Below are 12,902 nucleotides of genomic sequence, written 5' to 3'. Positions count from 1 at the left end.
CCCTGGATAGTTGTCGCCCCGCCGACAAGAACTGACCGTACTCTCGCGAAACTTTCCGCCACAACGATTTCCGAGAAGCTAGATCGGTCATACGACCCAGGAGAGAAAGGTCTCGGAATGATGACATCCGCCGATTGGTCCGATCGGATGACATTCTCCGGACCGGGTGTTTTTCCCGGACACCTCTGCATATCGCGCGCGACAGAAGCAGATTCGGATCCAGATTCACATCCGACCAGGTATGGTACTGAATCTGCCTGCAGGGGTATCGATTTCGAGTGGCAACCCGACTTGGATAATTGCCACAAATCGCCCATAGGGCTCAAATCGCGATTTCTTTAGATTGCGTAGCTAAAGGGTATGGAGAATTCTGCTAACGGCGCCGTGATCATTTCGATATTGAAGCTACACCTTCATTCCAAATCAGCACAGTTGGTCTCGATTCGGGGGTTGTCGTTTCAGGAAACGACACCGAGTCAAGCAATTGCCCTGGCATGGCGAACATATTGTTACGTTGCCGCCGAGGCCATCTGTCACTCACCGAGGGACTTTGGTCACCCGGTGAGGGTCGTCGGTCACGGGACACGGCGGCGTCATCGGCCGGCTCCTGCCCCGCCCGAGCCCGTCCGGCCTCCGTCGGGCCGGCCTCGGCGATGGCTGGCGCGCCGTCGATCGGTGACGCGACAACCCGATTAGGGTGGATTCATGGCAGGGCGCAGCATGGACTTCGATCCCATCGCCGAGGCACGGGACAACTGGACCGAGGCCGGGTGGGGCGACGTCGCCGACGGCATGGTCGCGGTGACCTCGGTGATGCGTGCCCACCAGATCCTGCTGGCCCGTGTCGAGGCCACGTTGCGCCCCTTCGATCTGAGCTTCTCCCGGTTCGAGCTCCTCCGACTGCTGGCGTTCTCTCGCCAGGGCGCGCTCCCGATCACCAAGGCCAGCGACCGCCTCCAGGTCCACGTCACCAGCGTCACCCACGCGATCCGTCGCCTCGAGGAAGGCGGCCTCGTCCGCCGCGTCCCACACCCGACGGACGGCCGCACCACCCTCGTCGAGATCACCGACCTCGGCCGCTCCACCGTCGAAGACGCCACCAAGACCCTCAACGAGAAGGTCTTCGCCGACGTGGGCATGACCGACGACGAGATGGCCGGCCTCGTCGGCGCCATCCAGTCGTTGCGGAAGCACAACGGCGACTTCTGATGTGTATGACGTTGTGCCCGGCTTCCGGGCTCAACGTCATACGGAACACCGCGGCTCATAACGCGGGAACCGATTCGGCGCCGCTCGCGTCCAATCCATCGTGGACATCACCGAACTGACCGTTCGTCGAGACGGTGTGTTCTCGGCCCAGGAGGCACGCGAGTGCGGCGTCAGCTCCTCATCGATCCAGCGCAAGGTGGCCGTCGGCGAATGGAAGGCCGTGGCGCGAGGCGTCTACCTCGTCAGCGGGCACGCACGGTCGGCGCGGGCGCAGGCACGGATCGCAGTGCTGTCGGTGCACAACGACGCGGTACTGGGTGGTGCTGCTGCCGCGTGGTGGCTGGGTCTCCACGATGCAGAGCCCCGCAAGCACGTCGTGTTCACCAAGACGCGTGGCGCCGCCCGGCGGTCGTCGGCGACGGCGCTGGCCCGATACCGGCCTCTCGATGACGCGGACATCACGGTGCACGAAGGGCTGCGGACCACAGCACCCTCGCTGACCGTCCTCGACGCGTCGCTCGACATCGGGATGAGCATCCTCGACTCGGCCCTGTTGACCAAGCGAGTCACGGTGGAAGACCTCGAGGCGGCGCACGCCCGCTACCCGAGGCGCCATGGCGCGACAAGCGCAGCGTCCTATCTGCGGCTCCTGGGAGATGGCGCGAGGTCGGAAGCCGAGAGACTGACCGCGAACCTGCTGTCGGCCGGTGGCGTCTCCGGCTGGATCGCGAACATGCCCGCCTACGGGTACATCATCGACTTCGCGATCCCGCACGTGAAGGTCGCAGTGGAGATCGACGGCTTCGCATTCCACCGCGACGCAGCCGCGTTCCGGCGAGACCGGTTGAAGCGGAACCTACTGGTCGCGAACGGGTGGACCGTCCTCAATTTCACCTGGGCCGACCTCGTCGAACGCCCGACAGAGATCGTGGACGAGGTCAGAGCCGCTCGTCAGCGCGCCGCCAGCTGAAAAGCAGTATGACGTTGTGCCCGTAAACCGGGCACAACGTCATAGAGAACCAGAGCAGGTGCTGCGACCTAGTGCAGCGAGGTGATGATCGCGCTGAAGTCGAGGTCACCGTGCTGCTCGGCGAAGCCGCGGTACAGCTGAGCGGCGTGGGAACCGAGCGGGGCGCGGGCACCGGTGCTGGCGACGGCGTCCATCGCGAGACCGAGGTCCTTGTTCATCAGTGCGGTGGCGAACCCCGGCTTGAAGTCGTTGTTCGCCGGCGAGGTCGGGACCGGGCCCGGGACCGGGCAGTTGGTCTCGATGGCCCAGCAGTTGCCGGTGGCACCGGTCACGACGTCGTAGAGCGCCTGCTCGTCGAGACCCAGCTTCTGGGCCAGGACAAAGGCCTCGCCGACGGCGATCTGCTGGACGGCGAGCAGCATGTTGTTGCACACCTTCGCCGCCTGGCCGGCACCCGCCGCACCGCAGTGGATGATCTTGCCGGCCATCGGGTCGAGGGTTCCCCGCGCCGCGGAGAAGGCCTCGTCCTCGCCGCCGACCATGAAGGCCAGCGTGCCCGCGGTGGCCCCCTTGACGCCACCCGACACCGGGGCGTCGACCTGCGCGAAACCGTGGTCGACGGCCCGGCGGTGGATCTCCCGCGCATCGTCGACCGAGATGGTCGACGAGTCGATGAAGAGCGCACCGGTCTGGGCGGCCGGCAGGACCTCGTCGTAGACCTTCTTCACGATGCCGCCGTTGGGCAGCATGGTGATCACGACCTCGGATCCGGACACCGCCTCGATGGCCGCGGGAAACGTCTCGATCCCGTTGGACTTGGCGGTCTCGATCGCCTCGGGCGACAGGTCGAACCCGCGGACGGTGTGGCCGGCCTTGACCAGATTGGCGGCCATCGGGCCACCCATGTTGCCGAGACCGAGGAAAGCGATCGTCGTCATTGTCATTGCTCCCTAAAGTGTTTGCCTGCGAAAACCATTGCGTTGGGCGCGAGTTCGCGTCAGCTCTCCCGGTAGCGGGACGCGATCGAACGGCCGAGGACGACCCGCATGATCTCGTTGGTCCCTTCCAGGATGCGGTGCACACGGAGGTCGCGGACGATTTTCTCGATTCCGTACTCGGACAGATACCCGTAGCCGCCGTGCAGCTGCAGTGCCTTGTCTGCGACGTCGTAGCAGCTGTCGGTGACGAATCGCTTGGCCATCGCACACTGCTCCACCTTGTCGGGGGAGTTGTCGTCGAGAGCGGTCGCCGCGTGCCACAGCATGAGCCGCGAGGTCTGCAGCGACGTCGCCATGTCGGCGAGCGTGAACCGGATGGTCGGCTCGTCGAGCAGCGAGTTGCCGAACGCACGACGACTCGAGACGTAGGCGGCCGCCTTGTCGAAGGCCGCCTGGGCGCCACCGAGCGACGACGCCGCGATGTTGAGCCGGCCGCCGTTGAGGCCGTTCATCGCGATGCCGAACCCGATGCCCTCGGTCTCGGCGAGAAGGTTCGACGCCGGGACCCGCACCTCGTCGAGGATGACCTGCGCGGTGGGCTGCGCGTGCCAGCCCATCTTGTGTTCCTGCGCACCGAAACTCAGTCCCGGGGTGTCCTTCTCGACCAGGAAGGTGGAGATGCCCTTGGGTCCGGCGTCGCCGGTGCGGGCCATCACCACGTACAGGTCCGACGACCCGGCACCGGAGATGAACTGCTTGACGCCGGTGAGGACGTACTCGTCACCCTGACGTTCGGCGCGGGTGGCGAGCGCCGCCGCATCCGACCCGGCTCCGGGTTCGGTCAGGCAGTAGCTGGCGATGGTCTCCATCGTCGCCAGCCGCGGCACCCACTTGTTGCGCTGCTCGTCGGTGCCGTAGTGGTCGATCATCCAGGCGCACATGTTGTGGATGGACAGGAACGACGCGACCGCCGGATCGGCGTAGGCCAACTGCTCGAAGATCCGCACGCCGTCGAGACGACGGAGTCCGCTGCCCCCGGCATCCTCGGAACAGTAGATGGCACCCATCCCCAGTTCGGCCGCCTCGCGGAGCTCGGCAACCGGGAAGTGTTTGGACGCATCCCATTCCAGCGCATACGGCGCCAGTTTCTTGGTCGCGAACGCCGCGGCGGTCTCGACGATGACGCGTTCGTCACCGTCGAGCCGCGCGACTGCGGCCTCGGCAAGTGTGGTCATATCTGTGGCCGCACTCAGTCCATCGTCGGGATGACGAACTCGGCGCCGTCCTTGATGCCGGACGGCCAACGGGTCGTGACCGTCTTGGTCTTGGTGTAGAACTGGATCGACGCCGGGCCGTGCTGGTTGAGATCGCCGAAGCCCGAACGCTTCCAGCCACCGAAGGTGTAGTACGCCACCGGAACCGGGATCGGCACGTTCACGCCGACCATGCCGACCTCGACCCGCGCGGTGAAGTCGCGGGCAGCGTCGCCGTCCTGGGTGAAGATCGCAACACCGTTGCCGTACTGGTGATCCGACGCGAGAGCGAGAGCCTCTTCGTAGTCGCCGGCGCGGACGATGGTGAGCACCGGACCGAAGATCTCGTCGGTGTAGATCGACATGTCCTTGGTGACCCGGTCGAACAGGGTCGGGCCGATGAAGAAGCCCTTCGAGATGTCGTCATCCCCGAAGGTCTGCTCGTTGCTGGTGCGCTCGCGGCCGTCGATGACGATCTCGGCGCCCTCGTCGACGCCCTTGGTGATGTAACCGCGGACGCGCTCGAGAGCGGCGGCGGTGACCAGCGGACCGTAGTCGGCCTTCGGGTCGAGGCTGTGGCCGACGCGCAGCGCGTTGACGCGATCGATCAGCTTGGCGCGCAGACGGTCTGCGGTCTCCTCACCGACCGGGACCGCGACCGAGATGGCCATGCAACGCTCGCCGGCGCTGCCGTAACCGGCACCGATCAGCGCATCGACGACCTGGTCCAGGTTGGCGTCGGGCATGATGATCGCGTGGTTCTTGGCGCCACCGAAGCACTGCGAACGCTTGCCGTGGGCGGCGGCGGTCGAGTAGATGTACTGCGCGATGTCGGAGCTGCCGACGAAGCCGAGGGCCTTGACGTCCGGGTGGGTGAGCAGCGCGTCGACCGCTTCCTTGTCACCGTGGACGACCTGGAAGACGCCGTCGGGAAGCCCTGCCTCGGTGAACAATTCGGCGAGGCGGACCGGCACGGAGGGGTCGCGCTCACTCGGCTTGAGGATGAAGGCGTTACCGCAGGCGAGCGCGGGGCCGGCCTTCCACAGCGGGATCATGGCCGGGAAGTTGAACGGCGTGATGCCGGCGACCACACCGAGCGGCTGGCGGATCGAGTGCACGTCGATGCCGCCGCCGGCACCTTCGGTGAACTCACCCTTGATGAGATGCGGGATGCCGATGGCGAATTCGATGACCTCGATGCCGCGCTGGATGTCGCCGAGGGCGTCGGCGTGGGTCTTGCCGTGCTCGAGCGACAGGGTGGTCGCGAGCTCGTCGGCGTTCTTGTTGACCAGGTCGACGAAGCGCATGAGGACGCGCGCGCGACGCTGCGGGTTCCACGCGGCCCATTCCTTCTGTGCCTCGGACGCGGTGGCGATGGCGGCGGCGACCTCGTCGGTCGAGGCGAGCGGCACCTGGGCCTGCACGGCACCGGTACTGGGGTTGAAGACGTCGGCGAAGCGGCCGCCCTCGGCGGTGACGCGCTTGCCGTTCAGGAAGTGCGGGATGGACGGGACAGCGGGAGCGGACACTTCAGATCACCTTTGATTCTTCTCTGGGGGTTGTCTGGTCGGGTCTTCCGGCCTCGACGGCCTTGACGTGTATTCGGAGCTTTCGGACCTGCCTCGCCGGCCTGTGAGCCGGCGGCGAGCGCCCCGATCCGGGAGTTCGGGGTTATGGCCTCTGTCACCACATAGTAGGACATCCAAGTATTTCTTCCAACCCCCTTCCCACCTGCGATTTAGCCACGGAGAGCGGGTTAGGCTAGCCTCTCTGGCGAAAAGCCGACGTCGAGAGGAGTTCTGCATATGTCGGTCGTCATCCTCTACGGAACCGAGACCGGAACGGGTGAGCTCGTCGCGGACGCGATCGCGGACGCGCTCAACCAGCACGATCCCTCGATCTACGACATGAGTGAGTACGCGGTCGAGGACCTCGATCCCGCCGACTTCCTGGTGATCGTCTGCTCGACCTACGGCGAGGGCGAGCTGCCCACCGGCGCCGAGCCGTTCGCCGACGAGCTCGAGAGCGTCAACCCCGACCTGAGCGGACTGCGCTTCGCCGTGTTCGGGCTCGGCGACTCGATCTACGACACCTTCAACCGCGGCGGCGAGATCGTCGCCGAGATGCTGACGAAGCGTGGCGCGGTTCAGGTCGGCGAGCACGCCCGCCACGACAGCTCGTCGTCGGTCAAGCCCGCCAAGCAGGCCGAGGAGTGGGCCGAGGGCATCGCGGAGCTGGTCGAGGGCTGATCGGAGCAGGCGGGCTCAGTACCGTCTGATCACGGCTCGATCATGCCGCCGACCGCCCAGCGGTCGGCGGCATCTCCGCTTCTGCGGCGACCGCCTGTTCGTATCCGCGGACGGCCGACAGTTTCGCCAGCTCGCACACCGCCCGGATCATGATCGCGAGCACGATGCCCAGGAACATCGCAGTGGGCACGGAGACGTTGAGGTTCTCGCCGAGCAGCAGCACGCCGAGCACCATCGCGACCGCAGGCTCGGCGACCGTCATCGACGGGAACGAGGTCTGCAGGTCACCCGCTCCGAAACCGAGCTGCTGCGCCACCACCGCACCGACCACGACCAGCACGAACAGGTAGATCTCCGGCTGGACGAAGGTGCGCCAGAACTCGTGGGTGATCTGATAGATCACCGCCTTGACCAGCAGCGCCGAGACCCCGAACATCGTGCCTGCGACGAGCCCGTAGAACAGTGCCTTGTAGTGCGGGCTGGAGCGCCGTGCCAGCAACACCAGGCCGACGACGATCCCGACGACTGCCCCGACCGTGGCCCACAGCAGGAGCGCATCCGGTCTTCGGAGTGACGGCTCCGGCCGGGAGACGAGGAGGAAGGTCGCGACGCAGGCGACCAGCACCCCACCCCACGCCCACTCGATCCGCGCGGGATGCCGGTGATCGGCCCAGGCCTCCAGTGGCAGCGCGAACAGCACGGCCAGCACGACGAGGGGCTGCACCAGCAGGATCGACCCGAGACCCAGCGCGGACGCCTGTAGGCCGAAGCCGCAGAGCGCGATGACGGCACCCACCCACCATCCGGCGGTGATCGCCCCGCTGACCCGCGACGCACGCTGCCGCAGCACGGTGCCGGCCGCGATCAACAACGCCGCCAGCACCGCCAGGAGCGCGGGTACCCAGGTGTGCACGTCCACAAGGGTAAGGGCGTCGCGGACCCCGCGCCCGAATCGGGCACCGGTCGGCGACGCTGCACCCGGTGTCGCAACGCCGGCAACCAGCGCCGACGGCGTACATTCGACAACCATGCGGTATCGGTCGGATCTGGAACGCCTGGCCACCCTCGACGCGGCCGCGATCGAGCGGGCCTGCGCCGACTGCACGACTCTGGACGAACTCATCGGTTGTGCCGTCGACGAACATCTCGAGTTCGATGCGCTGGCCGACGAGGCCGAGTTGCACGACGAGCACGAGCACGCCGCCTTCCTCCGCCAGGAGGCCGCGGCGTGGCGCGCGACCGTCCGCCTGCTGCGCACCATCGCCGCCGACCCCGACGCCTATCCGGCCGGATCCCGGCGCACCGGGATCGCATGAGCGGCATGCGGACGCTGATCCTGATGCGTCACGGCAAGTCGGGCTATCCCCCGGCGACGCGTGACCACGACCGTCCACTGGCCGAACGCGGCGATCGCCAGGCCGCTCTCGCGGGACGGTGGATGTCCGACGAGGGCCTGCGCGTCGACGCGGTGCTGTGCTCGACGTCGACCCGGACCCGCCAGACCCTCGAGCGGACCGGCGTCCGGGCGCCGGTCGCCTACGTCGAGGACATCTACGGCGGCGACGCCGACGACGTGCTGGAGGCCATCCGCATCCATGCGCCTGTCGAGGCGTCCACGCTGCTCGTCGTCGGTCACGAACCCGGGATGCCGCAGACCGCGCTCACGCTCGACCCCTCCGGTCCCATAGATCGGTTTCCGACATCCGCTTATGCGGTACTCACCGTGTCGCAGCCCTGGGATCGACTCGGTATGACCCCGGACCCCGACGCCCACCTCGTCGGCGTCCGGATACCCCGCGAGGAGTGACCTCGGCTGGTCGACGGAGACCCCGAGCGAGCATTGGAGCGCGAATGCGTGAGACCCAGCGGACCATCATCGACGTCCTGGGGGTCAAACCCTCGATCGATCCGGCCGACGAGGTCGAGCGGCGGGTGCGATTCCTCACCGACTACCTGGGCACGATCGGCGCCTCGGGGTATGTGCTCGGCATCTCCGGCGGCGTCGACTCGACCCTCGCCGGACGCCTGGCCCAGATCGCGGTCGAGCGCGTCCGCGCCGACGGTGGTGACGCGGTGTTCGTGGGCATGCGCCTGCCCTACCGGATGCAGCACGACGAGGACGACGCCGCGGCGGCCGTCGAGTTCGTGGCGGCCGACGAGACGCTGACCGTCAACGTCGCGCCCGGGGTGGACGCCCTCAACGACGAGATCTCGGAGGCGACGGGCACCGCGCTCACCGACTTCACCAAGGGCAACGCCAAGGCACGCCACCGCATGGTCGCCCAGTACGCGGTGGCCGGCGATCGCGGGCTCCTGGTCGTCGGCGCCGACCATGCCTCGGAGAACGTCACCGGCTTCTTCACCAAGTACGGCGACGGCGCCGCGGACATCCTGCCGCTGGCCGGTCTGAACAAACGCCAGGGCCGGTCGCTGCTGCGTCACCTCGGCGCGCCGCGGCAACTGTGGGCGAAGGTCCCGACCGCCGACCTGCTCGACGAGAAGGCGGGCCAGACCGACGAGGACGAGTTGGGCCTGACCTACGAGCACATCGACGACTACCTCGAGGGCCGCGAGGTCCCGGTCGAGACGGCGGAGAGGATCGAGGCGGCCTGGCACCGCAATCGCCACAAGCGCACGACGCCGGTCGAACTCGACGACACGTGGTGGCGGGCCTGACGACAGACATCGCGCCCACCGCACACCGCGCCGTTTACTGTTGTCGACGTGTCTGTCTACGCAAACGGCTTCGTTCGGGTCGCGGGTGCCGTGCCCGTCCTCACGATCGCCGAACCCGCCGCGAACGCCGCACGCACCATCGAGTTGATGCGGCAGGCCGCCGACGACGGCGCCGCGCTGGTGGTCTTCCCCGAACTCGGGCTGTGCGGCTACAGCGTCGACGACCTGTTCCACCAGGACGCGCTGATCGACGGCTGCCGCGTCGCGCTCGGTGAGATCGTCGCGGCCAGCAGGGGTCTCCGGCCGCTGGTCGTCGTGGGTCTGCCGATGGTCGTCGGCGACGGACTGTTCAACTGCGCGGCCGTGATCCGCGACGGGGCGGTGCTGGGCGTGGTCCCGAAGTCGTATCTGCCGAACTATCGCGAGTTCTACGAGCAGCGGTTCTTCTCCGCGGCCCGCGACGCGGTGCCCACCACGGTGACCGTCGAAGGCGAGGAGGTCCCGTTCGGGGCCGATCTGATCTTCGAGGCCGCCGATCTGCCCGGCTTCGCACTGCATGTGGAGATCTGTGAGGACGGTTGGGTGGCGATCCCGCCGAGCACCTGGGCCGCTCTCGGTGGCGCAACCGTGCTGGCCAATCTCTCCGGCAGCCCGGTCACCGTCGGCAAGGAGTCCTACCGGAAGAACCTGTGCACCGGCCATTCCGCGCGCACGATCTCCGGGCACGTCTATGTCGCTGCGGGTTACGGCGAGTCCACGACCGATCTCGCCTGGGACGGTGACGCCCTCATCACCGAGAACGGTTCCCTACTCGCACGGAGCGAACAGTTCGCGACCACCGATCAGGTGATCTCCGCCGACATCGACCTCGATCGGATCCGGCAGGAACGCATGCGGATGATCAGCCTGCGCGACCAGGCCGGCGACTACTCCGATCGCCTGAAGTCGTTGCGCCGCATCGGTTTCTCATTCGGCGAGCTGGGCGGCGACGACGATGTGCTGCGCCGTGTCGTGCCCCGGTTCCCCTATGTACCGGCCGATTCCGCCGACCGCGACGAGCGGTGTGCCGAGGTCCGCCACATCCAGGTGCAGGGACTCGCCCAGCGCCTGCGATCGACAGGTATCGACAAGATCGTCATCGGCGTCTCCGGCGGCCTCGACTCGACCCTCGCCCTGCTCGTCGCGGTCGACACCTTCGACCGACTCGGCCTGCCCCGCACCAACATCCTGGGTTACACGATGCCCGGTTTCGCCACCGGCGGCGCGACGCTGCGTCGCTCACACGTGTTGATGAACTCACTCGGCGTGAGCGGCAAGGAGATCGACATCCGGCCGTCGTGCGAGCAGATGCTCGCCGATCTCGACCACCCGTACTCCCGCGGCGAGAAGGTCTACGACGTCACGTTCGAGAACGTGCAGGCGGGCGAACGCACATCGCACCTGTTCCGGCTGGCGAACCATCACGGCGCCATCGTCCTCGGCACCGGCGACCTGTCCGAGCTCGCGCTCGGCTGGTGCACCTACGGTGTCGGCGACCAGATGTCCCACTACAACGTCAACGGGTCGGTGCCGAAAACCCTGATCCAGCACCTGATCCGGTGGATGATCAGCAACAGCCACCATTCGGCGGAGACCACCGAGGTGCTCGCCGAGATCCTCGACGACGTCATCTCCCCCGAGCTCGTCCCGGCCGGCGACGACGGCAAGATCCAGTCCACCGAGGACACCGTCGGGCCGTACGAGCTCCACGACTTCTTCCTCTACCACGTCACTCGATTCGGGTACCGGCCGACCAAGGTCGTCTACCTCGCCCGGCAGGCCTGGGGTGACCGCTCGAGCGGGCCGTGGTCGGAGCTGCTCGTCGAGGACAAGCGCAACGAGTACGACGCCGCGACCATCGAGCACTGGCTCGGCGTCTTCCTGAAGCGTTTCATGGGCAACCAGTTCAAGCGCACCGCGATGCCCAACGGCCCCAAGATCGGTTCGGGCGGTTCGTTGTCGCCCCGCGGCGACTGGCGGTCGCCGTCCGACGCGTCCGCACGCGTCTGGCTGGACCAGCTCGCGGGCGGACGGGGAGAGTAGACGTTCAGTCGCAGGCGGCGAGCAGCTGCTTGAGCTGATCGTCGAACGCGTTGGCGATCTCCCACGGGTCGGGGGTCTGATCGGTGCACGCCAGGATGCCGATGTTGAGGTTCCCGTCGGCGGAGAACACCGTGATGTTCAGGCCGAGTCCGTGGAAGATCGGTCCGAGCGGGTAGACCGCGGTGACCCGACAACCGAGGAAGTACAACGGGAAGTCGGGACCGGCGACGTTCGACACGAGGACATTGAAGATCGGCGGATGCGCCGACGCCAGCTTCCGGTTGCCGTAGACCTTCATCGCCGTCGACAACGTGGTCCCGGGCGCGAACTGCGCCCAGGATCGCAGGATGTTGGCGTCGATCTCGGCGTGGTGTTCCTTCGACGTACGGCTGAACTCCGCCTGCTTCTCGAGTCGCTCCACTGGATCCTCGATGTCGGTGGGCAACTGGGTGAACATCCCGGTCACCTTGTTGGTCCCCTCGACCACGAGATCTTTCTCGTCGGCATCGTGCACCGACACCGGCACCATCCCGACGAGCGGTTTGTCGGGCAGTTCGTCGTGTTCGAGAAGGTAGGTGCGCAGCGCACCGCCGACCAAGGCCAGGACGACGTCGTTGATCTTCACCCCGAAGTGGTTCTTCACCCGCTTGACGTCGTCGAGCGACAGTTGGCTGAGGCCGATGCTGCGATGGGGCGTGATCGTCGAGTTGAACCGCGTCCGGGGCGCCATGAACGGAGCGGGCATGGCCGACTGGTGCTGGGCGCGGCGCAGCCACCCGACCGGCACGCTGACCGTTCGCGGCAGCAGTTTGGCCATCGCCAGCGGGCGCTGGACGAAGTAGTTGAGCGCCCCCGTCGCGGCGATCGTCGCGCGCGACGGCGGACCGGCCGACTCGCGGATCTTCGACGAGTCGAGTTCAGGTGGTTCCGGTGTGAGGGTGCACATCTGGGCGAGCATCTCGGCGCTGGTGACACCGTCCGTGCCGGCGTGGTGCATGCGCAGCATCGCGCAGATACGGCCGTTGGACAGTCCCTCGATGATCCACAGTTCCCATAGCGGCTTGCCCCGGTCGAGGGTCTGACCGGCGAGATGACCGCACAGTTCGGCGACCTCACCGGCACCGCCCGGTGCGGGCACGGCCACCCGATGGACGTGACGCTCGATGTCGAAGTCCTCGTCCTCGATCCACACGGGGTGGTCGATGTTGAAGACGGAGTTGTCGAGTTTGCGGCGGAAGGCCGGGATCGCGGCGACGCGCCGCTCCATCTCCGCACGCAGCTTGGCGAAGTCGTACCCGTCCGGCATGGTGCTCGGATCGATCTCCACGAGACCGATGACGTGCATCAGCTGGCTGCGGGTCTCCAGGTAGAGGAACGACGCATCCAAACCACTCAACCGCTGCATGACACCAGCCTTTCCGTCCCGGCCCCGGGCCCCCACGCCATCATGCCGCACGCGGGAGACCCCGGATGTGTGTTCGTCTCAGTCGCTCGTCCAGGTTGCCACCGATCCCCTCGAGGAGGA

General features: G+C 67.0%; 12 protein-coding genes. 7 read left to right on the top strand and 5 right to left on the bottom strand.

Going from position 1 to position 12,902, the window contains the following annotated elements; all coding sequences use genetic code 11:
* Nucleotides 1-705 precede the first annotated feature (705 nt).
* Both BJF87_RS22990 and BJF87_RS22985 read left to right on the top strand, forming a co-directional pair.
* Complete coding sequence (locus BJF87_RS22990; RefSeq protein ID WP_005201490.1) at nucleotides 706-1,209, top strand: MarR family transcriptional regulator; 504 nt, start codon at nucleotides 706-708, stop codon at nucleotides 1,207-1,209.
* A gap of 100 nt (nucleotides 1,210-1,309) precedes the next feature.
* Complete coding sequence (locus BJF87_RS22985) at nucleotides 1,310-2,179, top strand: type IV toxin-antitoxin system AbiEi family antitoxin domain-containing protein (RefSeq protein WP_006358642.1); 870 nt, start codon at nucleotides 1,310-1,312, stop codon at nucleotides 2,177-2,179.
* A 68-nt stretch (nucleotides 2,180-2,247) separates the two neighbouring features.
* Here BJF87_RS22985 and mmsB read toward each other — a convergent pair whose 3' ends face one another.
* The 3 genes from mmsB to BJF87_RS22970 are packed head-to-tail and all read right to left on the bottom strand — an operon-like array spanning nucleotide 2,248 to nucleotide 5,899.
* Nucleotides 2,248-3,117, bottom strand: a complete 870-nt coding sequence (gene mmsB / locus BJF87_RS22980; protein WP_006358643.1) for a 3-hydroxyisobutyrate dehydrogenase — start codon at nucleotides 3,115-3,117, stop codon at nucleotides 2,248-2,250.
* Between the two features lie 59 nt (nucleotides 3,118-3,176).
* Complete coding sequence (locus tag BJF87_RS22975; protein WP_035755828.1) at nucleotides 3,177-4,352, bottom strand: acyl-CoA dehydrogenase family protein; 1,176 nt, start codon at nucleotides 4,350-4,352, stop codon at nucleotides 3,177-3,179.
* 14 nt (nucleotides 4,353-4,366) lie between these two features.
* Nucleotides 4,367-5,899, bottom strand: a complete 1,533-nt coding sequence (locus tag BJF87_RS22970; RefSeq protein WP_006358645.1) for a CoA-acylating methylmalonate-semialdehyde dehydrogenase — start codon at nucleotides 5,897-5,899, stop codon at nucleotides 4,367-4,369.
* 276 nt (nucleotides 5,900-6,175) lie between these two features.
* On the opposite strand from BJF87_RS22970, the gene BJF87_RS22965 reads away from it, so the two are divergent.
* The gene (locus BJF87_RS22965; RefSeq protein ID WP_006358646.1) at nucleotides 6,176-6,619 is read left to right on the top strand and encodes a flavodoxin domain-containing protein; all 444 of its coding nucleotides are present in this window, start codon (nucleotides 6,176-6,178) and stop codon (nucleotides 6,617-6,619) included.
* Between the two features lie 40 nt (nucleotides 6,620-6,659).
* Here BJF87_RS22965 and BJF87_RS22960 read toward each other — a convergent pair whose 3' ends face one another.
* Nucleotides 6,660-7,532 (bottom strand): DMT family transporter, encoded by an 873-nt coding sequence (locus tag BJF87_RS22960; RefSeq protein WP_035755857.1) that lies wholly within the window; start codon nucleotides 7,530-7,532, stop codon nucleotides 6,660-6,662.
* Between the two features lie 115 nt (nucleotides 7,533-7,647).
* Here BJF87_RS22960 and BJF87_RS22955 point away from each other — a divergent pair, with 115 nt between their 5' ends.
* The 4 genes from BJF87_RS22955 to BJF87_RS22940 are packed head-to-tail and all read left to right on the top strand — an operon-like array spanning nucleotide 7,648 to nucleotide 11,377.
* Nucleotides 7,648-7,935 (top strand): hypothetical protein, encoded by a 288-nt coding sequence (locus tag BJF87_RS22955; protein WP_006358648.1) that lies wholly within the window; start codon nucleotides 7,648-7,650, stop codon nucleotides 7,933-7,935.
* On the top strand, nucleotides 7,932-8,426 hold the full coding sequence (locus tag BJF87_RS22950) for a histidine phosphatase family protein (RefSeq protein WP_006358649.1): 495 nt from the start codon (nucleotides 7,932-7,934) through the stop codon (nucleotides 8,424-8,426). The genes BJF87_RS22955 and BJF87_RS22950 overlap by 4 nt, the downstream gene beginning before the upstream one ends.
* Nucleotides 8,427-8,470: 44 nt before the next feature.
* Nucleotides 8,471-9,295 carry an ammonia-dependent NAD(+) synthetase gene (gene nadE, locus BJF87_RS22945; protein ID WP_006358650.1) on the top strand — a complete coding sequence of 275 codons (825 nt, stop codon included), beginning with the start codon at nucleotides 8,471-8,473 and terminating at the stop codon, nucleotides 9,293-9,295.
* A 48-nt stretch (nucleotides 9,296-9,343) separates the two neighbouring features.
* Complete coding sequence (locus tag BJF87_RS22940; protein ID WP_006358651.1) at nucleotides 9,344-11,377, top strand: NAD(+) synthase; 2,034 nt, start codon at nucleotides 9,344-9,346, stop codon at nucleotides 11,375-11,377.
* Between the two features lie 4 nt (nucleotides 11,378-11,381).
* On the opposite strand, the gene BJF87_RS22935 is transcribed toward BJF87_RS22940, so the two are convergent.
* Nucleotides 11,382-12,782 carry a wax ester/triacylglycerol synthase family O-acyltransferase gene (locus BJF87_RS22935; protein ID WP_006358652.1) on the bottom strand — a complete coding sequence of 467 codons (1,401 nt, stop codon included), beginning with the start codon at nucleotides 12,780-12,782 and terminating at the stop codon, nucleotides 11,382-11,384.
* Between the last annotated feature and the right edge of the window lie 120 nt (nucleotides 12,783-12,902).

The organism is Gordonia sp. CNJ-863, from assembly GCF_001942325.1.
In the GTDB taxonomy this organism is placed as follows: Bacteria; Actinomycetota; Actinomycetes; order Mycobacteriales; family Mycobacteriaceae; genus Gordonia; species Gordonia alkanivorans.
Note: the sequence above shows the minus strand (reverse complement) of the source record. Positions and strands in the feature narration are given on the sequence as shown.

Bases quoted from the DNA above. Each gene is read 5' to 3' on its own strand.
- BJF87_RS22990 (WP_005201490.1), top strand. From the start codon at position 706: ATGGCAGGGCGCAGCATGGACTTCGATCCCATCGCCGAGGCACGGGAC.
- mmsB (WP_006358643.1), bottom strand. From the start codon at position 3,117: ATGACGACGATCGCTTTCCTCGGTCTCGGCAACATGGGTGGCCCGATG.
- BJF87_RS22975 (WP_035755828.1), bottom strand. From the start codon at position 4,352: ATGACCACACTTGCCGAGGCCGCAGTCGCGCGGCTCGACGGTGACGAA.
- BJF87_RS22965 (WP_006358646.1), top strand. From the start codon at position 6,176: ATGTCGGTCGTCATCCTCTACGGAACCGAGACCGGAACGGGTGAGCTC.
- BJF87_RS22955 (WP_006358648.1), top strand. From the start codon at position 7,648: ATGCGGTATCGGTCGGATCTGGAACGCCTGGCCACCCTCGACGCGGCC.
- BJF87_RS22950 (WP_006358649.1), top strand. From the start codon at position 7,932: ATGAGCGGCATGCGGACGCTGATCCTGATGCGTCACGGCAAGTCGGGC.
- nadE (WP_006358650.1), top strand. From the start codon at position 8,471: ATGCGTGAGACCCAGCGGACCATCATCGACGTCCTGGGGGTCAAACCC.
- BJF87_RS22935 (WP_006358652.1), bottom strand. From the start codon at position 12,782: ATGCAGCGGTTGAGTGGTTTGGATGCGTCGTTCCTCTACCTGGAGACC.